The 22,925-nt window shown below is 42.8% G+C and carries 19 protein-coding genes and 2 pseudogenes; 5 read left to right on the top strand and 16 right to left on the bottom strand.

Features of this window, described 5'->3' with window-relative positions; translation table 11 throughout:
• Nucleotides 1-2: 2 nt before the first annotated feature.
• From I3259_RS10095 to I3259_RS10065, 7 genes are all read right to left on the bottom strand, one after another.
• The gene (locus I3259_RS10095; RefSeq protein WP_238029502.1) at nt 3-800 is read right to left on the bottom strand and encodes a ParA family protein; all 798 of its coding nucleotides are present in this window, start codon (nt 798-800) and stop codon (nt 3-5) included.
• Between the two features lie 16 nt (nt 801-816).
• Nucleotides 817-1,437, bottom strand: a complete 621-nt coding sequence (rsmG, locus tag I3259_RS10090) for a 16S rRNA (guanine(527)-N(7))-methyltransferase RsmG (protein WP_238029501.1) — start codon at nt 1,435-1,437, stop codon at nt 817-819.
• A gap of 10 nt (nt 1,438-1,447) precedes the next feature.
• Entirely contained in the window at nt 1,448-3,337 is a 1,890-nt protein-coding gene (mnmG, locus tag I3259_RS10085; RefSeq protein ID WP_238029500.1) for a tRNA uridine-5-carboxymethylaminomethyl(34) synthesis enzyme MnmG, read from the bottom strand.
• 427 nt (nt 3,338-3,764) lie between these two features.
• Nucleotides 3,765-4,211 (bottom strand): FMN-binding protein MioC, encoded by a 447-nt coding sequence (mioC, locus tag I3259_RS10080; RefSeq protein ID WP_238029499.1) that lies wholly within the window; start codon nt 4,209-4,211, stop codon nt 3,765-3,767.
• Between the two features lie 360 nt (nt 4,212-4,571).
• Entirely contained in the window at nt 4,572-5,333 is a 762-nt protein-coding gene (locus tag I3259_RS10075) for an ABC transporter ATP-binding protein (RefSeq protein ID WP_238029498.1), read from the bottom strand.
• The gene (locus I3259_RS10070; RefSeq protein ID WP_238029497.1) at nt 5,330-6,364 is read right to left on the bottom strand and encodes an iron ABC transporter permease; all 1,035 of its coding nucleotides are present in this window, start codon (nt 6,362-6,364) and stop codon (nt 5,330-5,332) included. The genes I3259_RS10075 and I3259_RS10070 overlap by 4 nt, the downstream gene beginning before the upstream one ends.
• On the bottom strand, nt 6,357-7,286 hold the full coding sequence (locus tag I3259_RS10065) for an ABC transporter substrate-binding protein (RefSeq protein ID WP_238029496.1): 930 nt from the start codon (nt 7,284-7,286) through the stop codon (nt 6,357-6,359). The genes I3259_RS10070 and I3259_RS10065 overlap by 8 nt, the downstream gene beginning before the upstream one ends.
• Before the next feature lie 155 nt (nt 7,287-7,441).
• Between I3259_RS10065 and I3259_RS10060 the strand changes: the two genes are divergently transcribed.
• Nucleotides 7,442-7,981, top strand: a complete 540-nt coding sequence (locus I3259_RS10060; protein WP_238029495.1) for a cobalamin adenosyltransferase — start codon at nt 7,442-7,444, stop codon at nt 7,979-7,981.
• 75 nt (nt 7,982-8,056) lie between these two features.
• Here I3259_RS10060 and mnmE read toward each other — a convergent pair whose 3' ends face one another.
• From mnmE to I3259_RS10025, 7 genes and pseudogenes are all read right to left on the bottom strand, one after another.
• Nucleotides 8,057-9,424: a tRNA uridine-5-carboxymethylaminomethyl(34) synthesis GTPase MnmE gene (mnmE, locus tag I3259_RS10055; protein ID WP_238029494.1), complete on the bottom strand. Its 1,368-nt coding sequence runs from the start codon at nt 9,422-9,424 to the stop codon at nt 8,057-8,059.
• Between the two features lie 216 nt (nt 9,425-9,640).
• Nucleotides 9,641-11,272 carry a membrane protein insertase YidC gene (gene yidC, locus I3259_RS10050; protein ID WP_238029493.1) on the bottom strand — a complete coding sequence of 544 codons (1,632 nt, stop codon included), beginning with the start codon at nt 11,270-11,272 and terminating at the stop codon, nt 9,641-9,643.
• Between the two features lie 2 nt (nt 11,273-11,274).
• Nucleotides 11,275-11,532: a membrane protein insertion efficiency factor YidD gene (yidD, locus tag I3259_RS10045; protein ID WP_005372265.1), complete on the bottom strand. Its 258-nt coding sequence runs from the start codon at nt 11,530-11,532 to the stop codon at nt 11,275-11,277.
• Nucleotides 11,499-11,855 carry a ribonuclease P protein component gene (gene rnpA, locus I3259_RS10040; protein ID WP_238029492.1) on the bottom strand — a complete coding sequence of 119 codons (357 nt, stop codon included), beginning with the start codon at nt 11,853-11,855 and terminating at the stop codon, nt 11,499-11,501. Before rnpA ends, yidD begins: the two co-directional genes overlap by 34 nt.
• 15 nt (nt 11,856-11,870) lie before the next feature.
• A complete protein-coding gene (rpmH, locus tag I3259_RS10035; protein ID WP_005372258.1) occupies nt 11,871-12,008 on the bottom strand; it encodes a 50S ribosomal protein L34 in 138 nt (45 codons plus the stop codon).
• 183 nt (nt 12,009-12,191) lie between these two features.
• Nucleotides 12,192-12,682: pseudogene (locus tag I3259_RS10030) on the bottom strand (ATP-binding cassette domain-containing protein); the annotation flags it as partial.
• Between the two features lie 83 nt (nt 12,683-12,765).
• Nucleotides 12,766-12,873 (bottom strand): annotated as a pseudogene (locus I3259_RS10025) (amino acid ABC transporter substrate-binding protein); the annotation flags it as partial.
• 335 nt (nt 12,874-13,208) lie between these two features.
• On the opposite strand from I3259_RS10025, the gene dnaA reads away from it, so the two are divergent.
• From dnaA to gyrB, 4 genes are read left to right on the top strand one after another with little or no spacing between them, the layout of a single operon-like run.
• A complete protein-coding gene (dnaA, locus tag I3259_RS10020) occupies nt 13,209-14,609 on the top strand; it encodes a chromosomal replication initiator protein DnaA (RefSeq protein WP_238029491.1) in 1,401 nt (466 codons plus the stop codon).
• Between the two features lies 1 nt (nt 14,610).
• A complete protein-coding gene (dnaN, locus tag I3259_RS10015) occupies nt 14,611-15,711 on the top strand; it encodes a DNA polymerase III subunit beta (protein WP_005372253.1) in 1,101 nt (366 codons plus the stop codon).
• 2 nt (nt 15,712-15,713) lie between these two features.
• Entirely contained in the window at nt 15,714-16,796 is a 1,083-nt protein-coding gene (gene recF / locus I3259_RS10010) for a DNA replication/repair protein RecF (RefSeq protein WP_238029490.1), read from the top strand.
• Nucleotides 16,797-16,815: 19 nt separating this feature from the next.
• On the top strand, nt 16,816-19,233 hold the full coding sequence (gene gyrB / locus I3259_RS10005; RefSeq protein WP_238029489.1) for a DNA topoisomerase (ATP-hydrolyzing) subunit B: 2,418 nt from the start codon (nt 16,816-16,818) through the stop codon (nt 19,231-19,233).
• Nucleotides 19,234-19,324: 91 nt separating this feature from the next.
• Here gyrB and I3259_RS10000 read toward each other — a convergent pair whose 3' ends face one another.
• Nucleotides 19,325-20,572, bottom strand: a complete 1,248-nt coding sequence (locus tag I3259_RS10000; protein ID WP_238029488.1) for a valine--pyruvate transaminase — start codon at nt 20,570-20,572, stop codon at nt 19,325-19,327.
• 278 nt (nt 20,573-20,850) lie between these two features.
• Nucleotides 20,851-22,920 carry a glycine--tRNA ligase subunit beta gene (gene glyS, locus I3259_RS09995; RefSeq protein ID WP_238029487.1) on the bottom strand — a complete coding sequence of 690 codons (2,070 nt, stop codon included), beginning with the start codon at nt 22,918-22,920 and terminating at the stop codon, nt 20,851-20,853.
• Nucleotides 22,921-22,925 lie beyond the last annotated feature (5 nt).

The following is a 22,925-nucleotide window of genomic DNA, read 5'->3' as shown; positions in this document are numbered from 1 at the left end:
CCTTATGCGTCCTCAGAAGTCACTGTTTGTAATGCTAATTCATCGCGACGGATCATTTCTCCCGCCAGCGCTAAATAGGCTTTTGCTCCGCTTGAATACTTATCGTAATACATTGCAGGGCGACCATGACTTGGCGCTTCTGCTAAACGGACATTACGAGGAATAACGGTACGATATACTTTGTCACCAAAATGTTTCTTCAGCTGCTGAGACACTTCGTTAGCTAATCGGTTCCGAGGATCAAACATAGTGCGTAGTAAACCTTCAATTTTCAGTTCACTATTCACTACCGCTGTTAGTTTGCTAATGGTGTCCATTAATGCAGTTAAGCCTTCAAGAGCAAAATACTCACACTGCATTGGTACTAATACCGAATCAGCCGCCGTCATGGCATTAATAGTGAGTAAGTTTAACGAAGGAGGGCAATCGATAAAAATATAGTCGTAGTCATCACGAACCTTGGCGAGTGATGAACGTAGACGCACTTCACGGGCAAACACTTCCATCAATTTTATTTCAGCGGCTGTGACATCACCATTGGCGGCAATCAAATGATAACCGCCGGTGGTTTCTTTTATGACAACGTCGTTAAATGGCGTTTCCTCGACCAAAAGATCATAAGCGGTGGCATCAACTTGGTATTTATCGACCCCACTGGCCATGGTTGCATTACCTTGTGGATCAAGATCAACCACTAACACTTTACGTTGGGTTGCAGCCAAAGATGCTGCTAAATTTACACAGGTGGTAGTTTTACCTACGCCACCTTTTTGATTTGCTACCGCTATGATTCTTCCCACGAGAAAACCTCAACAATTAATCCTTTGCCGTCAAGACTACTAAATGACGCTCACCGTCTAAATCAGGAACCTGTAAAGATTTCACTTCGATAACTGAGCACCACTCTGGCAAATCAGCGGCTTCTTGTTCACTGTATTGCCCTTTTAATGCAAAAAAATGACCGCCCGATTTTGGCAAATGATGACACCAGTTCACCATATCAGCCATCGACGCAAACGCACGGCTTAACACTGCATCAAAGCCATCACCCGCTTCAAATTCTTCAACACGACTTTGTACCGGTGTCACATTGGTAATTTTTAACTCATGGATCACTTGGCGAATAAAGCGAATGCGTTTACCTAAGCTATCTAACAGGGTAAATGACTTATCAGGACACATAATAGCTAACGGAATACCGGGCAGTCCTGGACCAGTACCGACATCAATATAACTTGAACCATCTAAATACTGGCTGACTACAATACTATCCATAATATGTTTAACTAACATTTCGTTAGGATCACGGACAGATGTCAGATTATACGCTTTATTCCATTTGTGCAGCAGTTCTACATAACCGATCAGCTGGTCAAGTTGCTGTTCTGTGACCTGCAGTTCAGTTTGGGCGATAAGTTGTACTAATCGTTGTTTCATTGTTTAGCCCTTATTCGCCTTTTTTTAATAAGCCGTGTTTTTTCAAATAAACCAATAACAGCGAAATCGCAGCGGGAGTAATACCTGAAATACGTGATGCCATACCAATTGACTCTGGTTTTGCATCATTCAGTTTTACCACTACTTCATTCGATAAACCTTTAACATTGCTGTAATCAATGTCAAATGGCAGTTTCGTTGTTTCATGACGCAGTGATTTTTCAACTTCATCACGCTGACGATCAATATAACCTTGGTATTTCACTTGGATCTCAACTTGCTCACGCGCTTCTACATCGTCAAGTGCTGGTGCAAATGTTTCGATGCTCGTCAGTTGATCGTAAGTCACTTCAGGACGACGAAGAAGATCTTCGCCACTCGCTTCACGGGCGATCGGCGCTTTAAGGATCTTGTTTAGTTCATCAACATGATCCGACTTTGGATTGATCCAAATATCTTTCAGGCGTTGACGTTCAAGTTCCATGTTTTCAATTTTTTGATTGAAACGAGACCAGCGAGCATCATCAACTAAGCCAAACTCACGACCCATTGGGGTTAAGCGTAAATCAGCATTGTCTTCACGAAGCAATAAACGGTATTCGGCACGAGAAGTAAACATACGGTATGGTTCTTTTGTACCAATTGTTGATAAATCATCAATCAATACACCCATGTAAGCTTGATCACGACGTGGACTCCAGCCGTCTTTGTCTTGAGCTTGAAGCGCGGCGTTCATACCCGCCATTAAGCCTTGTGCTGCGGCTTCTTCGTAACCTGTTGTACCGTTAATTTGTCCGGCAAAGAATAAACCATCGATGTATTTGTTTTCGAAAGTTTGTTTTAGATCGCGCGGGTCAAAGAAATCATATTCAATCGCATAGCCTGGACGCATAATGGTTGCGTTTTCAAAACCTTGCATTGAACGAACAATTTGCATTTGTACATCAAACGGTAAGCTGGTGGAAATCCCGTTAGGATATAATTCATTCGTGGTTAAGCCTTCTGGCTCAATGAAGATCTGGTGGCTATTTTTATCAGCAAAACGCATCACTTTATCTTCAATGGAAGGGCAGTAACGTGGACCAATACCTTCAATAACACCTGCATACATTGGGCTACGATCCAAGTTATTACGGATCACTTCATGTGTACGCTCATTGGTGTAGGTAATAAAACATGGGATTTGACGTGGATGATCCGATGCTTTCCCCATAAATGAAAATGTTGGCGTTGGATTATCACCATGCTGTTCTTCAAGTACACTGAAATCTACACTACGTGCATCAATACGCGGTGGAGTCCCTGTTTTTAGACGATCAACACGTAATGGTAATTCACGTAGGCGATCTGCAAGGGCATTTGATGCTGGATCACCAGTACGACCGCCACTGTAGTTTTCTAAACCAATGTGGATTTTACCACCAAGGAAAGTACCCACAGTTAACACAACGGCCTTGGCCTGAAATTTCAAGCCCATTTCCGTTACAACACCAACTGCTCGGTGATTTTCAACAATTAAATCCGTCACAGCTTGTTGGAAAATCATTAGATTTTCTTGGTTTTCTAATACATTACGAACGGCAGCTTTATACAATGCACGATCGGCTTGAGCGCGGGTTGCACGTACTGCAGGGCCTTTCGATGAGTTCAGTGTACGGAATTGAATACCACCTTTATCAATGGCTTGCGCCATTAATCCACCAAGGGCATCAACTTCTTTAACCAGGTGTCCTTTCCCGATCCCGCCGATAGCTGGGTTGCACGACATTTGGCCCAACGTATCGATATTATGGGTCAACAGTAAGGTTTTTTGTCCCATTCGGGCTGCTGCCAATGCGGCTTCTGTGCCTGCATGACCACCACCCACAACGATGACATCAAATTTTTCCTGGTAAAACATGGAACTTCCTCAGGTATTTAAATAGCCAGTGAGTTAACTCGAGCAAAGGGCGGACATTCTATCCTTTTTCTGTGCAAGAGAGAATCTTTCATCAAGATCATTTGATCAGTTCAATTACGCTCTTTAAATATATATAAGATCTTTTTAAAGAGATCTTCTGTTAGATCTACTATTAGGATCGCCTGATCGTGTGGATAACCGTTAAATGATCCTAATGATCATGCGTTTAGGGAAGATCATTTCTTGTGTAGGAGCTTGGATCTGATCGGGGATAGGCTGGGATCAAAAAGAGCACTTATACACAGGGGGAGGAAGCCATAGAAGTTATTAAATGGATAACTATGGGTTGATCACCGTTTAGATCTATAGTTATCCACAGAAAAAAGATCGAAATAAGTTGGAGAACTGAGTAAATATTGACTGTTTTTTAATCAGCGATCAGGTTTTTCCAGTTATTAAACCACGCTTCAGCGGGTTCTTCAGGTACAGGCGTCTCTGAAACATCAATATCAAGACGTTCACCGAGTTGGCTTGCGCCTAAAGAAAGCAATAATCCTTCTATTTTCTTACCTGCTGCGCAAAAGGTATCGTAATTGCTATCACCAAGGGCTATTACGGCAAATTTAACATCATTAAGATCGGGTTGTTGCTGTGTGAGCTCTGCAACAAACGGTAAAAAGTTGTCTGGGAAGTCGCCTGCACCATGAGTTGAGCAAATAATTAGCCAAATAGCGTCTTGATCGAGCTCTGAAAACTCTGCTTGGTTGATGATTTCTGCTTGATGACCATTATCTTCGAGCAATTCAGCTAAATGATCGGCGACATATTCTGCGCCACCTAAAGTACTACCGGTAATAAGGCTAAGTGTGCTCATGGTTATCCTTTATATAGATAGAGAAAACTAGAATGCTTGAATAAGCAAAGATCTAGCGTTAATGGCGATCATGATTATCACCAATTGATATTCTTTTGTGTAGGTTATCGCCTATTTATACACTTATCTATGATTAACTGATATCCACCAGCAATTAAGCCTTAATTAAGAGGAAAATATGTGGGTATTTTATAAGAAAAAGTTGAATTATAAGATAGATAGAAGATCTTAGATTGGGGATCATATAATTGTGGATAATATAACAATTATGATCTTACCCACATGATCTTGCTATTTTAATCACAGGCTTATGATCATAGTAAAAAGCCGATCCTGTCATTTTATGATGAAAGAAAGGATCTATTTTCGTCGTGGCGTCAGATAAAGTTTATCTGATTCCGGGTGGCGACAAATAGTGATGTTATCTTGGTATAGCTGATGTAATCGAGAAGGGGTTAATACGTTATCTGGCGTATCAAAGGCAATTAATTCACCCTGTTGTAAAAGTAATAACTGATCGCAGAACTCAAGTGCAGTATTGAGGTTATGAATTGCCACCAGCGCCGTCTTTCCTTGTTGGCATTGTGCTGCGAGGATATTCATTAACTCAGATTCATGACCAATGTCTAGGCTAGCAGTGGGTTCGTCAAGTAACATGCAATCGGCGTTTTGAAGTAATAGACGAGCAAAGTGCACTCGTTGTTGCTCACCTCCCGATAGTTGATTAAGTGGTTGATTTAATAGTTTTTCAATATTTAATTGATGGATGGTTTTATTAAAATCCTTGTCACTTATTGGGTTGTTGTGGCTATAGCGGCCGTAACCAATCACATCTTTGACTAAAAAGGCGAACGCAGGCTCTGTATGTTGAGGGAGATAACTCATGTGCTGTGCACGTTGTTGATGACGATAACTGGAAAGTGGTTTTTCTTTGAGAAATATCTCGCCAGATGACGGTGTCAAATAGCCCGCTAAACATTTTAATAATGTACTTTTTCCTGCACCATTTGGACCAATAATCCCAACCAGTTCACCAGCACCAATTGTGAAATTGATATCCGTTAATAACGGCTTGTTACCTTGCTTAAAAGAAAGGTGTTTGGCTTGAATGATCGTATTCATTGGGCTATCCCTTTGTACTGACTACGGATCAATAGGGCAATAAAATAAATGCCACCAATAACGGCAGTAATGATCCCTGTTTTTAATTCATTGGGGGCGATCACTGTTCGTGCCAGAAGATCGCACAGTAATAAAAATAAGGCGCCGAAAATAGCTGAAAATGGCAATAAACGTCGATTATCTGGCCCTAAAATAAGGCGGACCAAATGCGGTACGATTAAACCGATAAAGCCAATTGGGCCTGCTACCGCAATAGCCATTGCGGTGAGTAGGGTGGTTAATACGAGTAATGTGAATCGGCTGCGCCTGACATTAATGCCCATACCATGGGCATTTTGTTCACCTAAAGCCAGCAAGTTTAAAACTTGGCCATGACGTAACAGCACGATTGCAGCAATAACAATGATTGGCGTGGGCCATAGCAACTGTTGCCAGATGCGAGAGTCTAATCCTCCCATGGTCCAGAAGACAAACTCGCTGATCTCATATTGCTGTGCAGTCAGTAATACGCCCATGGTCAAGCCTCCTAGCAAGCTAGATACTGCGAGACCTGCCAAGATGATAAATAGCCCTTGTTGGTGAGATTTAGCCGCAAGCATATACACCAATAAAGCGCTAGTAAGTGCGCCAATGGTAGTGAAAAGAGGTAGCCAACCTATAGCTGTGGCACTGATCCCAGTGACGATGGCGATAACAGCAGCAAAACTGCTACCGGCACTGATCCCTAAAATATCAGGACTGGCTAAAGGGTTTTTAAATAGTCCTTGGCTACAAGCGCCCGCAAGGGCTAATGCACCACCCGCTAATATGGCGGCACAAGCACGAGGGAGGCGAATATGAAGCACGATAGCATTGGCGAGTGGATATTGCTCCGCTGCAGCGTGGCTACCTTGGACGAGATAAGTATGTAGTAGACCTGTGATATCTGTTATTGGGATAGAGACAGAGCCTAAGCTTAGATACGCTATAACGGTAACAATAAAGATAACGCTCGTCAGTAACCAATGATAGGAGGGTGCTAATTTATGCATGAGGCTTGCCATAAACGTGATGGTTTAAATAGATAATGGCATCAACAATATACTGGCTATCTGTTGAACGTAGTGCCTGAGGTAAACAGATCACTTTGTGGTGTTTAATGGCGTTTAATTGTTGCAGTGAAGGATCGTTTAATAACTCCTGACGAAAGGCATTACTGCTATCATTTGTATCTTTACCACAAGTTCCAGGAACAATAATGACATCAGGATTGAGAAGTAGTAACTGCTCTTTTGCTAGTGGTACTTGACCGTATTTATCCCCTTGGGTTGCAGCAATGACATTGATTAATCCTGCCTGTTCAAAAATGGTATTTATAGTTGATTGGCGGTTGCTTGATGCGCCCCATGGGGTGTATTCAACGGCGGTAAGTCGATGTTTGGGAATGATGACGTGTTGTTTTAGTTTACGATCCATCGTATCGACTAACTGCTGAGCGCGTTGGTTTTGATTTACTAATTTACCTAACATGAGAATATTTTTTTCAATATCAGCTAATGTATACACGGTATTAAACACAAAAACATTGATACCTGCTTGACGCAAGATATTCACTTTTTGTTGGTCGCTCCAATTGGCTGCAATCAGTAAATCGGGTTGGTTGGCAATAGTGCTTTCAATATTGAGATCGAGCCGTGGGATCGTTGTCGGTAATTTATGGGCGATCAAGGAATACGTAGGATCTTTACTTAACCGACTTAAGCTGCTGATTTGATCTGGTGGCAGTAATTCAATTAATACCTGATCGCTGAACATACTTTTTGATGATACGCGCAATGGCGGATGGTCGAGAGAGACCATTTTTTGGGCCGCATCCATTACTGTAAGCGGGTAGGTTGTTGCTTGTTCAGCATAACTTGGGCTGCTGAGTAGTAAAACGGTGCACAGTGAAAAAGCATGAAAAAATTGGCGCATAATAGTAATCGAAAAGCATGATAAAGGCTGCTTGTCGCTCTTCCTTGGGCGAACAAAAGATGGCGCTCATAGTTAGCGATTTTGATTATACTGTCAATTACAGTCGTGTATCACTCTGTTAATATCGCTGTATTCATTATCTTAAGGTGGTACCAATGACATTAAAGTTCTCAGGCGATATTGATGAGCTGGCTTATCCCTTTATTTTTGAAGACTCCCCCCTGTGTGATTTTGAAATTCTAACTGATGAGTTATGCACCTATACAGGGCTGGCATTATCTCAACTTGAAGAGGGGGAGATCCGCCAATCATTAGCATGGCTACAGCCGCATCTGTTCCATCTCAATGGTTCTATTCGGGGAAAATGTGGGATTTTTGAAACTGATATCAAGAAACTCAAATCTGATTACCATCATTTCCGAGCGCAGGTGACGGATAACAATAAACGCTTTGTTTTGCCTCGTGGTGTTGGTTCGGTTGTGCTGTTACATCAGTGTCGAAGTTTAGCGAAGAAAGTGGTACGTCAATTAGTGTTAGTGGACGCTTCGGGGAAAAAGGTACCTGAAACCTTACCGCGATTTACTAATTTGTTAGTGAACTACTACTTTGCGTTAACGCGAGTCTTGAACCAAGAAGCGGGAATAGAAGAGCCGGAATATATCAGTATTAATTATCCGAAACCGCCGAAAAGCTAATATAAAAAATAATAAAAAACGTCATATATCAAAGGTATATGACGTTTTATTGTTTCTGCTATCAATGGTTAGTCTTTACTTACCAATACAGAACGAGGTAAAGATGCGACCCAGTAAATCATCCGATGTAAATTCACCCGTGATCTCACTTAAGTGTTGTTGAGCAAGACGTAACTCTTCGGCAAGGATTTCACCTGCCATAAAGCCTTCAAGTTGCTCTTTACCTATAGCAAGGTGCTCAGCGGCACGCTCTAGGGCATCTAAGTGACGACGGCGTGCCATAAAGCCACCTTCAGTGGTGCCAGAGAAACCCATACATTGTTTTAGGTGTTCACGTAGTGCATCTACGCCATCGCCTGTACGTGCTGATAATCGAATTAAGGTTGGATTATTGGCATGACAGATACCCGCTTGTTCACCGGTAAGCTCTGCTTTATTACGAATTACCGTTAAGCCCATATCAGCAGGTAGACGCTCTATAAAGTCAGGCCAGATCTCTTTGGGATCGGTCGCATCTGTCGTGGTGCTATCAACCATAAATAGCACACGATCGGCATGTTCGATTTCATCCCATGCACGCTCAATACCAATACGTTCTACTTCATCAGAGGCTTCACGTAGACCAGCCGTATCGATAATGTGCAGTGGCATGCCATCAATGTGGATATGTTCACGCAGTACATCACGAGTCGTACCCGCGATATCTGTCACAATCGCACTGTCTTTTCCTGATAAAGCGTTTAGTAGGCTAGATTTACCTGCATTAGGGCGGCCAGCAATGACGACCTTCATGCCTTCACGCATAATTGCACCTTGGTTGGCTTCTTTACGTACTGCATTTAAGCGATCGATAATGACATTTAAATCACCACCGACTTTACCGTCAGAAAGAAAGTCAATTTCCTCTTCTGGGAAATCAATTGCCGCTTCAACAAAGATACGTAAATGGATCAGGGCTTCAACCAGTTCATTAACTTTGGTTGAGAATGCACCTTGCAGTGATTTAAACGCACTTTTGGCTGCTTCTTCAGAGCTTGCATCAATTAAGTCGGCAATCGCTTCTGCTTGCGCTAAGTCGAGTTTATCGTTCATAAAGGCGCGTTCTGAGAACTCACCTGGACGTGCAGCACGAATACCGTCAATCTTTAAAATACGACGGATCATCATATCCATTAGAACAGGACCACCATGACCTTGGAGTTCCAACACATCTTCGCCAGTAAATGAGTTAGGGCCTTTAAAAAATAGTGCGATGCCTTGATCGAGTGCGGTGCCATCTTCATTTTTAAAAGGAAGGTATTCAGCGTAACGCGTTTTTAGTTCGCGACCTGCTACAGCAAGCGCAACCTCGTTAGCTTTTGGACCTGAAACGCGGATGATGCCGACGCCACCACGACCCGGCGGTGTCGCTTGAGCGACAATAGTATCGATGTGTTGATTCATAACCTTGGCTTTGCTTGATAAAAACAGGGGAATTGTAAACTAGTGTTGCGTGTAACACCTAATTAGGCAAATAAAAAAGATGACTAAAAAGCCACCTTAGTGAAAATATTTCCTTACTTAGCCTTTTTCTACTATGTAAGCCTTGTTGTTCTAAAGTCCGAGTAATACAAATAAAAAAGGCGACCCGAGGGTCGCCTTTTTAGTGCTAGAAAAGGATTACTTCGCTTTTTTGCTGTGTAAACCTTTTTTCTCAAGAGCACGGAAAATAATTGTTTGCTGGATCAACGTCACGATGTTTGACACTAACCAGTAAAGCACTAGACCTGAAGGGAAGAACAGGAAGAAGAAAGTAAACATCACCGGCATAAAGGTCATGATCTTCTGCTGCATTGGGTCTGTCACCGTTGACGGACTCATCTTCTGGATAAAGAACATAGTGATACCCATTAAGATAGGTAGCACGTAGTACGGGTCTTGTGCTGACAAGTCATGGATCCAACCGAAGAATGGCGCGTGACGCAATTCAACAGATTCCATTAATGCCCAGTAAAGTGCAATGAAGATTGGCATCTGTAGCAAGATAGGAAGACAGCCACCCAGTGGGTTAACTTTCTCTTTCTTGTACAGTTCCATCATTTCTTGGCTTTGACGTTGACGGTCGTCGCCTAAACGCTCACGCATCTCTTGGATCTTTGGCTGTAGCATGCGCATTTTAGCCATTGATGTGTATTGCGCTTTTGTTAGTGGGTACATCGCACCACGAACAATGAACGTTAGGATGATGATTGCAATACCCCAGTTACCCACAAGACTATGGATAAATGACAATAGCTTGTGTAGTGGGTTTGCAATAAACCATAACCAACCGTAATCAACCGTAAGGTTAAGGTTCTTCGCCGTTGCAGCCATCTCGTTCTGAAGTTTAGGACCAACCCAAAGTGTTGCTTTGATTTCTTTACTTTGACCCGGTGCTACCGACTCGATTGGCATACGAACACCAATGTAGCCGTTACCATTGCTTGTGGTCGAGTAAACTTGAGACGTTTGATCTGCGCCATCACGTGGGATCCAAGCAGAAACAAAGTAGTGCTGCATGATTGCAACCCAACCTTCGTTCGCAGCAACATCAAGGTTCTTATCCTTCATGTCGTCGAAGCTGTATTTCTTGTACTTAGTGTCGTTTGCTGAGTATGCGCCACCTAGGTAAGTAGGCATTGTTAGGCTACCGCCTGAATCACTTAGCTTATGACGAAGCTGTGCGTACATTTGTACGCTTGCTGCTTTATCAGTGTTGTTCGCAACGGTGTAATCAACGTTAACAGCGTAATCATTACGTTTAAGAACAAATGTTTTGGTGTAATTAATGCCATCTTTAGTGAATGTCATTGGTACACGTAATTCATTTTGCTCAGGACCCATTACAAAGTCTTTTGCTGTCACGCTGTATTGCGCACGACCACTTTGTTGAGAATCAGCACCATTCGGGCCGATTAAACCTGATTGTGCAATGTAGTCATGACCATCTGTATCGTTAAGCAGTACAAACGGGTCTTTTGAATCTAGTGTGTTGTTGTATTTTAGAAGCTTAGCATCAACTACATCACCACCAAGCGTATCGACTGTTAATTCCAGTACATCCGTTTTAATGGTAATTAAGTTTTGTGAGCTAGTTTGATCAGTTAGTGGCTGACCTTCAGCTGAATGTGACGGGATATCACTGCTTTGTGTCGATTGTTGCGCTACACCTTGGCTTTGAGGCTTAGGAGTTTTGTCAGCATTCCATTGTTGAAATAATAAGAATGAGACAAAAAGTAGGGCAATTAACAGAATATTACGTTGGGAACCCATAGTTAATGTTCTCTGTCGTTATGCTTAGTAGGCGGAACGGGGTCGTAACCACCGTCATTTAAAGGATGACATTTTAATAGACGTTTCGCCGCTAACCAACAACCTTTTAGCGCTCCATGCGTTTTTACAGCTTCGATCGCATATTGAGAGCAGGTAGGAGTAAAACGACAGCGTGGCCCAAGGAGAGGACTAATTGCCAGTTGGTAAAAGCGGACTAGTCCTACGACTAGCCACGCGAAGGGCGAGACAGGCGATGCCATAACTTATCTAACAACTTGAAGAGTTCTTCGTTGCTCAACTCGTTAGCTGATTTCTTAGCAATCACTACGAAGTCTTTTGCTGGAAGCTGATGTTGTTTCAGACGAAAACTTTCACGCACAACACGTTTAAAGCGATTTCGATCTACAGCAGTTTTAATCTGTTTTTTTGGAACAGCCAGACCAAGACGGGGGCAGTTTAGTTCATTAGAACGGGCAAGAATAGTTAAGTGAGGAGAGCCAGCACGATGAGCTTGCTGGAAGACAGTTTTATAATGTTCGGGAGTTAACAAGCGTAACTCCCGAGAAAAAGCGTAGTTCTTCAAAATAATCGTCGATGATTACTTAGAAAGACGCTTACGGCCTTTAGCGCGACGTGCATTGATTGTTGCACGACCGTTCTTAGTAGCCATGCGTGCACGGAAACCGTGAGTACGCTTACGCTTAAGAACAGTTGGTTGGAAAGTACGTTTAGACATTTTGTTACCTTAAATTAACTGATCAGTTTTTAAGTGTGTTACCAGTCTTTGACTTAAATTAGTCAAACACCTCTAACAAAGAGGCGGAATTGTAATCACTGACTAACAAAGAGTCAATAAATATACGTGTAACTGGCAACGGGCGCTGCATTATACTTTTTATTACACGAAGTTCAAGGATCCTTATTGGATCCCTATTTGCGTTAAGAATGCTTGTAGCCGTGGATCTTTGGGGGAGTGAAGATCTGCTGTGGTGGCCCTTGTTCGACAAACTCGCCGTCAGCCATGAAGATCACTCTATCGGCGACTTCTCGGGCAAACTGTAATTCATGAGTGACGATCAACATGGTTTGCTGCTGTTGTGCTAATTGCTTGATCAAGCTAAGTACTTCATTTACCCACAGGGGATCCAAGGCTGAGGTTGGCTCATCGAGTAGCAATAATTTAGCATCTACTGCCATTGCTCGACCAATACCAATACGTTGTTGTTGACCGCCTGAGGGCGCTGCTGGATAAGCGTTGGCTTTATCGGATAAACCAATATCGGTCAAAATGCCTAAAGCACGTGCTTTTGCTTATTGTTTACTCTGGCCTTTAACGACTACCAATCCTTCACTGATATTTTGTTGCGCTGTGAGATGATTAAATAAGACGTAGTTTTGAAACACAAACCCCATAATGATTCGTTGTATTGATGGAATGAAAGTGAAGAAAGAACCTCCATTGGGCTAAATTGCCAATGGTGGAGTCGTGATTCTTATTGGGTGATATCGTTATCGAACCATTTGGTTGAGATGGCGATAAGGGTGCCGTCTTTGCGCATAGCGGCTTATGTCGTATTAACTTGCTGTTGAAGCAATTTACCTTTTGGTATGGCATGAAAGAGGAAAATGGCTAGAAAAGGTTACCCACAATGACAACTTTTCCCTGTGGATGATAATTGACGATGATAAAATGGTCATTATTAAGTAAAAATAGCATTAAACGGGGAATGAAAGACTTATCTTTGTGATAGCTGTGTTAATATAGCTGTGGGTAATGATGGGTTAATTTGTGCTGATCTTGCATTTTATTGTGCGATCTATGTGCATAAGTTCGATCTTATTCACTGGATCTGCGATCTCTTTACTGGTGATCCTTGTTCAGCGAGTATAAAATTATCTTCCTTTTATGTTTTGTTTATTCAGTGTGGAGTCTACCTTGTCATCTTCGCTATGGTTGCAGTGCCTTCAACGCCTTCAAGAAGAACTCCCTGCGACAGAATTCAGTATGTGGCTACGTCCGCTTCAGGCTGAATTAAATGATCATACTTTGACATTATTTGCTCCTAATCGATTTGTATTAGATTGGGTTCGCGATAAATATCTTAATAACATCAATCGTCTACTTAATGAGTTTTGTGGTGCTGATGCACCGAGCTTGCATTTTGAGGTAGGGAGCAAACCCGTTGCAGCACCGCCGCAGCCAGTTGCGCCACCCGTCTTTACTTTGCCAAAGTCAAAACCAGCGGTAGAGCCTCAACCAGCCGTCTACCCTGAGCCTGCGCCTTCTCCGGTGCAAAATGAATCGCCAGGTGGTTACCGTTCTAACGTCAACCCAAAACATAATTTTAATAATTTTGTTGAAGGTAAATCTAACCAGTTAGGTTTAGCGGCGTGTCGTCAGGTATCTGATAATCCGGGAGCGGCGTATAATCCATTGTTTTTATATGGCGGTACTGGGTTAGGTAAAACGCACCTATTGCATGCGGTAGGTAATGCGATTGCTAACCGTAAACCGAATGCCAAAGTGGTTTACATGCATTCAGAACGTTTTGTGCAGGATATGGTCAAAGCCTTACAAAATAATGCGATTGAAGAGTTTAAACGTTATTACCGTAGCGTTGATGCATTATTGATTGATGATATTCAATTTTTTGCTAATAAAGAGCGTTCTCAAGAAGAGTTCTTCCATACCTTTAATGCGTTATTAGAAGGTAATCAGCAAATTATTCTGACTTCAGATCGTTACCCGCGTGAAATTAACGGGGTTGAGGATCGATTAAAATCACGTTTTGGTTGGGGCTTAACGGTGGCAATTGAGCCGCCAGAGCTTGAAACACGCGTTGCTATTTTAATGAAGAAGGCGGAAGATCATAATATTCGTCTGGCTGATGAAGTGGCGTTCTTTATTGCCAAGCGTCTTCGTTCAAATGTCCGTGAGTTAGAAGGGGCATTGAACCGTGTTATTGCTAATGCAAACTTCACTGGTCGTGCGATCACGATTGATTTTGTTCGTGAAGCATTGCGTGACTTATTAGCATTGCAAGAAAAGCTAGTCACGATAGATAATATTCAGAAGACTGTTGCTGAATACTATAAAATAAAGATGGCAGATATGTTGTCTAAGCGTCGTTCTCGCAGTGTTGCACGTCCTCGTCAGATGGCAATGGCACTGGCAAAAGAATTGACCAACCACAGTCTTCCTGAGATCGGTGATGCTTTTGGTGGTCGCGATCATACTACCGTGCTTCATGCTTGCCGTAAGATCGAGCAACTGCGTGAAGAGAGCCACGATATTAAAGAAGATTATTCAAACCTAATTAGAACATTGTCGTCTTGATATGAAATTTACCGTCGAACGCGAATATTTATTAAAGCCTTTACAACAAGTTGCTGCAGCACTTGGTGGTCGTCCATCATTGCCTATTTTAGGTAATATCTTGTTGAAAGTAGAAGATGGTTGCTTGTCGATGACGGGTACCGATCTTGAAGTTGAACTTATCGCCAAGGTTGCCCTTGAAGGGGATTATGAATCCGGTACGGTTACTGTACCTTCTCGTAAGTTCCTCGATATTTGTCGTGGTTTACCTAGTAATGCCACTATCTCGGTGAGTTACGAAGGTGATCGCGTACTTATTCGTTCAAGCCGTAGCCGTTATACATTAACCACACTGCCTGCTGCTGATTTCCCGAATATTGAAGATTGGCAAAGCGAAGTTGAATTTACGCTTGAACAAGGCCGTATGCGTCAGTTGATTGATAGCACGCAGTTTTCAATGGCTAACCAAGATGTTCGTTACTACTTAAATGGCATGTTGTTTGAAACTGATGGTCAGCATTTACGATCAGTAGCAACTGACGGCCACCGTATGGCGGTGTGTGCGATTGATACGGGCCATGAATTACCAACCAAGCAAATTATCGTACCGCGTAAAGGGGTATTAGAGTTGGTTCGTCTATTTGATAACCCTGAATCGTTAGTTAACATTCAAATTGGTAATTCAAATATTCGCGCGACAGTGAACAACTTTGTCTTCACATCTAAATTAGTTGATGGACGTTTCCCTGATTATCGTCGCGTTATGCCACAAAACAGTACTAAGTTTGTAGAAGCAGGCTGTGAAGAGATGCGTAATGCATTTGCTCGTGCGGCGATTTTATCAAACGAAAAATTCCGTGGTGTGCGTGTTAACTTGTCTAATGGTGAGATGCGTATTACGGCAAACAACCCAGAGCAAGAAGAAGCGGAAGAGTTTCTTGATGTTGATTACCAAGGCGATAGCTTAGAAATTGGTTTTAACGTGAGCTATGTGTTGGATGTATTAAACACCCTTAAATGCGATCAAGTCCGTTTGTCATTATCTGATGCTAATGCGCCGTCGTTAATTGAAGATGCCACTAACGATGAAGCCATGTATGTGGTGATGCCTATCAGACTATAGGTATGGCACTTACTCGTTTGATGGTGCACGACTTTCGTAATATTGCATCGTGTGATTTAGCATTAGCTGCTGGCTTTAACTTTTTAGTGGGTGCTAACGGCAGTGGCAAAACCAGTGTATTGGAAGCTATCCATTACTTAGGTCATGGACGTTCGTTCCGTAGTCACTTAACGAGCAGAGTGATCCGCCATGAACAGGCTGAGCTGTTTATTCATGGTCGAGTGGTTGATAACCAAACTCAGTTAATTCTACCTATTGGGATCAACAAAAAACGTGATGGGACAACTGACGTTAAAATAGCAGGGGAGTCCAATCAAAAATTGGCACAACTTGCTCAGATTTTGCCATTACAGTTGATAACCCCTGAAGGATTTGATTTATTAATCGGCGGTCCTAAATACCGCCGAGCGTTTATCGATTGGGGCGTGTTTCATGTTGAACCTAAGTTCTATCATGCGTGGGCGCGCTTAAAGCGATTAACTAAACAACGTAATGCCTTATTAAAAACTGCCCGCAGTTATCGAGAGCTCAGCTACTGGGATCAAGAGCTTGCTTTATTGGCTGAAGAAATAAGTGTATGGCGTAAAGATTACATTTCTGCGGTAAAAGAAAAAGCCGCAGAGATATTTCAGGTTTTTCTCCCTGAATTTGACATTCAACTCGGCTTTTACCGAGGCTGGGAAAAAGAAACACCTTATGCTGAGTTGTTGCAGCGCAATTTTGAACGTGATTGCCAACTTGGCTATACCGTAAGTGGGCCACATAAAGCTGATTTACGGATAAAGGTTGCCGGTACGCCTGTTGAGGACGTGTTGTCTCGTGGACAACTGAAATTGATGGTGTGTGCTTTGCGCTTAGCGCAAGGTTTACACCTTACAGAAGCGACTGGCAAACAATGTATTTACCTAATTGATGATTTTGCTTCCGAATTGGATAGCCACAGGCGAGCGTTGCTAGCGCAACGATTAAAGGAAACGAACGCCCAAGTCTTTATCAGTGCTATTAGTGACGATCAAGTTGCCGATATGCTGGATGAAAATGGCAAGTTGTTCCATGTGGAACACGGTAAAATAACCGCAGGATAATTAAAGCGAGAGTAACTCAATGTCCAATAATTACGATTCATCAAGCATTAAGGTGCTTAAAGGCCTCGATGCGGTACGTAAGCGCCCAGGAATGTACATCGGCGATACCGATGATGGTACTGGCTTGCACCACATGGTTTTTGAGGTTGTCGATAACTCTATCGATGAAGCTCTTGCTGGTCACTGTGAAGATATCATTGTTACTATCCATGAAGATGGTTCGGTATCGGTAAGCGATGACGGTCGTGGTATTCCAACCGAGATGCACGAAGAAGAAGGTGTATCAGCGGCAGAAGTTATCATGACGGTACTTCACGCAGGTGGTAAGTTCGATGATAACTCTTACAAAGTATCTGGTGGTCTACACGGTGTAGGTGTGTCAGTTGTAAACGCCTTATCTGAAAAAGTAGAGCTAACTATTCAACGTGGTGGTCACACTTACCAACAAGTGTACCGTCATGGTGTACCTGATGCGCCATTGGCTGTTATCGGTGATACTGAAAAAACCGGTACACGAATCCGTTTTTGGCCAAGTGAAGACACCTTTACCAATATCGAATTCCATTATGAAATTTTAGCCAAGCGTTTACGTGAGCTTTCATTCCTAAACTCTGGCGTATCAATCAACTTAAGTGATGAGCGTGAAGAAGGTAAAGAAGATCACTTCATGTATGAAGGTGGTATTCGCGCATTCGTAGAGCACTTAAACCGTAATAAAACGCCAATTCATCCGAAGGTTTTCCACTTTGATAGTGAGCGTGATGACGGTATCTCGGTTGAAGTTGCGATGCAGTGGAATGATGGTTTCCAAGAAAATATTTACTGCTTTACGAACAACATTCCTCAACGTGATGGTGGTACGCACTTAGCTGGTTTCCGTGGTGCGTTAACACGTACACTGAATTCATTCATGGATAAAGAAGGCTACTCGAAGAAAGCGAAAGCAGCGACATCCGGTGATGATGCGCGTGAAGGCTTAACGGCAGTTGTTTCTGTTAAAGTGCCTGATCCTAAGTTCTCTAGCCAGACTAAAGATAAGCTTGTTTCAAGTGAAGTCAAAGCGGCTGTTGAATCTGCAATGAATGAAAAGCTGGCGGAATTCTTATTAGAAAACCCAAGTGATGCGAAAACCGTATGTAGCAAAATCATTGATGCATCACGCGCGCGTGAAGCGGCACGTAAAGCCCGTGAAATGACACGTCGTAAAGGCGCATTAGATTTAGCCGGTCTTCCAGGTAAACTTGCAGATTGTCAGGAAAAAGATCCTGCAGTATCTGAACTTTACATTGTGGAAGGGGACTCTGCTGGCGGTTCTGCCAAGCAGGGACGTAACCGTAAAAATCAGGCAATCCTACCGCTTAAAGGTAAGATCCTTAACGTAGAAAAAGCCCGTTTCGACAAGATGCTGTCTTCACAAGAAGTGGCTACACTTATCACGGCAATGGGCTGTGGTATCGGTCGTGACGAGTACAACCCAGATAAACTGCGCTACCACAACATCATCATTATGACCGATGCCGACGTCGATGGTTCGCACATCCGTACGCTACTATTGACCTTCTTCTACCGTCAAATGCCAGAGCTGATCGAACGTGGTCACATTTATATTGCTCAGCCACCACTTTACAAAGTGAAGAAAGGTAAGCAAGAGCAATACATTAAAGATGATGAAGACATGAACCAGTACCAAACGACATTGGCACTGGATAACGCATCATTGTTTGCCAATGATGGCGCACCAGCAATGACGGGTACTGCATTAGAAAGTCTTGTGACTCAATACAATGCAGGTATGAAGTTAATTGAGCGTATGAGTCGTCGCTACCCATCATTAATGTTAAATGAGTTTGTATACCAACCTCGTTTAAGTACAGAGATGATGGCTGAAGAAGCACAAGTAGAAGCATGGTTAACACCATTGATTGCTGCACTTAATGCTAAACAATCCGGTGAAAGTCAGTATAGCTTTGACGTTATCCGTGATGAAGAAAACAATGTGTACCTACCTAAAGTTGTGGTTCGTACTCACGGTGTTGATCACGAATACTTACTAAGCTTTGATTTACTGAATTCAAAAGAGTACGCGAAGATTGCTGATCTTTCTGAAGCATTAAACGGTTTACTTGATGATACTGCGTTTGTTCAACGTGGTGAGCGTAAGCAAGTGGTATCTAGCTTCAAAGAAGCATTGGAGTGGCTGAACAAAGAATCACGTCGTGGTCTTTCTTTACAGCGCTACAAAGGTCTAGGTGAGATGAACCCAGAGCAACTTTGGGAAACAACTATGGATCCTGAATCACGTCGCATGATGCAAGTAACTATCAATGATGCTGTTGCTGCGGATGAGCTGTTTACCTGTCTAATGGGTGATCAAGTTGAGCCTCGTCGTAACTTCATTGAAGAGAACGCACTGAAAGTTGCTAACCTTGACGTGTAGCACAAACGTATAGTTTGTCTTTCACGTTCAATAAAAACGCCGCTAGTGATAGCGGCGTTTTTTATTTATTCATATTCGCTAAAAAGGGCAGTTATTCTGCGTAAGCTTTAGCGACTTCTTCTGCCATAATAGTAATACCACGCTGCATTTCCTTATCATCTTGGACATAGTTCATGCGTAAGCATTCATGGCTATGTGCCCACTCATCTTGTAATCCGATAAAGAAATACTCACCAGGAACGATCAATACGCCACGTTGTTTTAAGCGTTGATACAGCATTTTCGTGGTGATCGGTAAATCTTCAAACCATAGCCATAAGAAGATAGCGCCTTCAGGTTTGTGAATTTTAAATCGAGGATCGGGGATAGCTTGGCGCAGTAATTCAACGGCGCGTTGTACCTTCTGATGATAAAACGGCTTAATCACGTTTTGGCTAAGTGGTAATAGTTCTTGCTGGTGGATCATTTTTGTTGCTACTGCAGGGCCAATACTACCCGGTGCTAAATTGACGATACCATTGATGTTAGATAAAGCAGTAACCATGGCTTCATTGGCAATTACGATACCGCAGCGGACACCGGGTAGCCCAAGCTTGGATAAGCTCATGCACAGAATGGTGTTGTCATCCCAAAATGGTGTTACCTCTTCAAAAATAATATCAGGGAAGGGTAAGCCGTAAGCATTGTCGATAATTAACGGGATCTGATGTTTTTTAGCCAGCGCTGCTAAATGTTCAATTTCTTTATCTGTAAGTACATTGCCAGTCGGGTTAGTCGGACGAGAGGCGCAAATTGCTGCGATGCTGTCATCGATGACTAACTTGCTAAAATCGACATGGTATTTAAAAAAGCCATCTTCCAACATACTGATCGTAGGTTGGTATGAGATAAACATATCAGAGCTTAAACCGGCATCTGCGTAACCAATGTATTCTGGCGATAACGGCAGTAATATTTTCTTCTTTTTGCCATTATCAAAGTCTCCAGCCAATAAGTTAAATAAGCTAAAGAACGCACTTTGACTGCCATTGGTTAAGACAATATTTTTCGCACTAATTTCCCAACCGTATTGTTGTTGTAAAAGTGCAGCAAGCGCATCTAGAAAGCGATTTTTACCTTGTGGGCCATCATAGTTAGTCATCGGCGCGGTAAGTTCACCTGTAGTTGCCATGTCTTTTAATAGCTCGGTAAAGTAGTGATTCATGGCTGGGATTTGCGCTGGATTTCCACCACCGAGCATGATGGCATTGGGATTGGTGAGTCCATTGTTGAGATCTTGCATTAATAGGGTGATCCCAGAATCGCCTGCAAACTTATTACCAAAGCGCGAAAAGTCCATTACGTTTACAACCTCAGTGTCGATATTTAGTTCTTGATGTAAGTGCTATCAATATGATGGCTTATTGAGCGTAACATAACGTATTGTCCGATTCAGAGAAAGTTGAAATCTCATCGGTTGGTGGTGGTTGGTGCTGTGATTCCCTTTTATGGCAAAAAGGTTGTAAGCGTATTTAATACAAGTAAAAAGAGGTTCCACATGAAACAATACGCCAGATACAGCAGAAAAAAGGTGAAAAAAAACCACGCCGAAGCGTGGTTTTTATAACGTCAGTAACCTTATTTTTGCAGTAGAGAAATATCCGCTACTTTCAAGAATTGGTTACGAAGTAGGTTAAGCAGTGCTAGACGATTAACTTTAAGTTTTTCGTCATCAGCCATAACCATTACGTTATCGAAGAATGCATCGACAGGCTCGCGTAGTGAAGCAAGTTCTGTTAGTGCTGTTTGGTAGTCACCAGCGGCGAATACTGGTTCAAGCGCAGCAACAACAGTACTTACTTTCTCAGCTAGCTCTTTTTCAGCTGCTTCTACAAGTAGGCTGTTATCAACAGTTGTTGGTAGCTCACCGTCGAATTTCGCTAGGATATTACCAACACGTTTGTTCGCTGCTGCTAGTGATTCAGCTGCATCAAGCTCACGGAAGTGGCTTACCGCTTTAACACGCTTATCAAAATCAGCTGGTTGTGTAGGGTGCATCGCAAGCACGGCTTGGATAACATCAATGCTAAAGCCAGCATCTTGGTACCATGCACGGAAACGACCTAACATGAATTCGATAACGTCTGAATCTACGTTGTTGTTAGTTAGCTTGTCACCGAATAGTGAGTGCGCTTTCGCAACTAGATCAACAAGGTCTAGATCGTAGCCGTTTTCAACGATGATACGTAGTACACCTAGTGATGCACGACGTAGTGCAAATGGGTCACTACCTTTTGGTGCTTGACCAATACCGAAGATACCTACAATCGTATCTAGTTTATCAGCCATTGCAACGGCTGATGATACTGGTGTGCTTGGTAGTTGGTCGCCCGCAAAACGAGGCATGTATTGCTCGTTAAGTGCTAATGCAACATCTTCAGCTTCGCCGTCGTGACGTGCGTAGTGCATACCCATTACACCTTGTGTATCTGTAAATTCAAATACCATAGATGTCATTAGGTCACATTTTGCCAGTAGACCTGCACGCTTTGCGTTATCAACGTCTGCACCGATCTTGTCAGCAATGTAGCCAGCAAGCTCTGTGATGCGATCTGTTTTGTCTTTAATCGTACCTAATTGCTTTTGGAAAATCGCAGTCTCTAGTTGAGGTAGGCGATCAACCAATTTGCTCTTAAGGTCAGTGTTAAAGAAGAATTCAGCATCAGCTAAGCGAGGACGAACCACTTTCTCGTTACCCGAGATAATTTGGCTTGGATCGTTAGAGATGATGTTGGATACGAAGATGAACTTAGGTACAAGTTTGCCTTCAGCATCGTAAACTGGGAAGTACTTCTGATCGCCTTTCATGGTGTAAACCAACGCTTCAGAAGGAACCTTTAAGAACTCTTCTTCAAAAGAAGCGGTAAGTACAACAGGCCATTCAACAAGAGAGGTTACTTCCTCAACAAGATCATCTTCAAGATCTGCAATACCGCCAACAGCTTCAGCCGCTTTTTTCGCATCAGCCAAAATGATCGCTTTACGCGCTTCATAATCAGCCATTACTTTACCGCGCTCTTCTAAGATTGCAGGGTATTGATCAGCGTTGTCGATAGTAAATTCAGCTTCACCCATGAAACGGTGACCACGGATAGTACGTGCTGAAGCAACACCTAAGATAGTGCCTTCGATTAGCTCGTCACCCAATAGCATGGTCAGTGTTTTCACTGGACGAATAAATTGCGTTTCTTTATCACCCCAACGCATTGGGCGAGGGATAGGCAGCTTAGCCAGTGCTGCTGCTGCTAATTCAGGAAGTAGTGTTTGTGCCGGTTGGCCTTTTACTTCTTGTTTGAACAGTAGCCATTCACCTTTGTCGGTTACCATGCGCTCTGCTTGATCAACCGTAATACCATTACCGCGTGCCCAGCCTTGCGCGGCTTTGGTTGGGTTACCGTCAGCGTCGAATGCTGCTGATACCGCAGGTCCACGTTTTTCAACTACTTTGTCTGGCTGGTTTTCAGCAAGACCGGTAACTTTAAGGGCTAAACGACGAGGAGCTGCATACCACTTGATGCCATCATGTGGTAGATCTGCGGCTTTTAATTCAGCTTCAAAGTTAGCAGCAAAAGCTTCTGCTAGGGTACGTAGTGCTTTTGGTGGTAGCTCTTCCGTACCGAGTTCGATTAAGAAATTCTTATGTGTCATGGCGA

The organism is Photobacterium sp. Ph5 (assembly GCF_022129445.1).
Lineage (GTDB): Bacteria > Pseudomonadota > Gammaproteobacteria > Enterobacterales > Vibrionaceae > Photobacterium.
The sequence above is the reverse complement of the archived record's forward strand: the minus strand, read 5'-3'. Positions and strand labels throughout refer to the sequence as shown.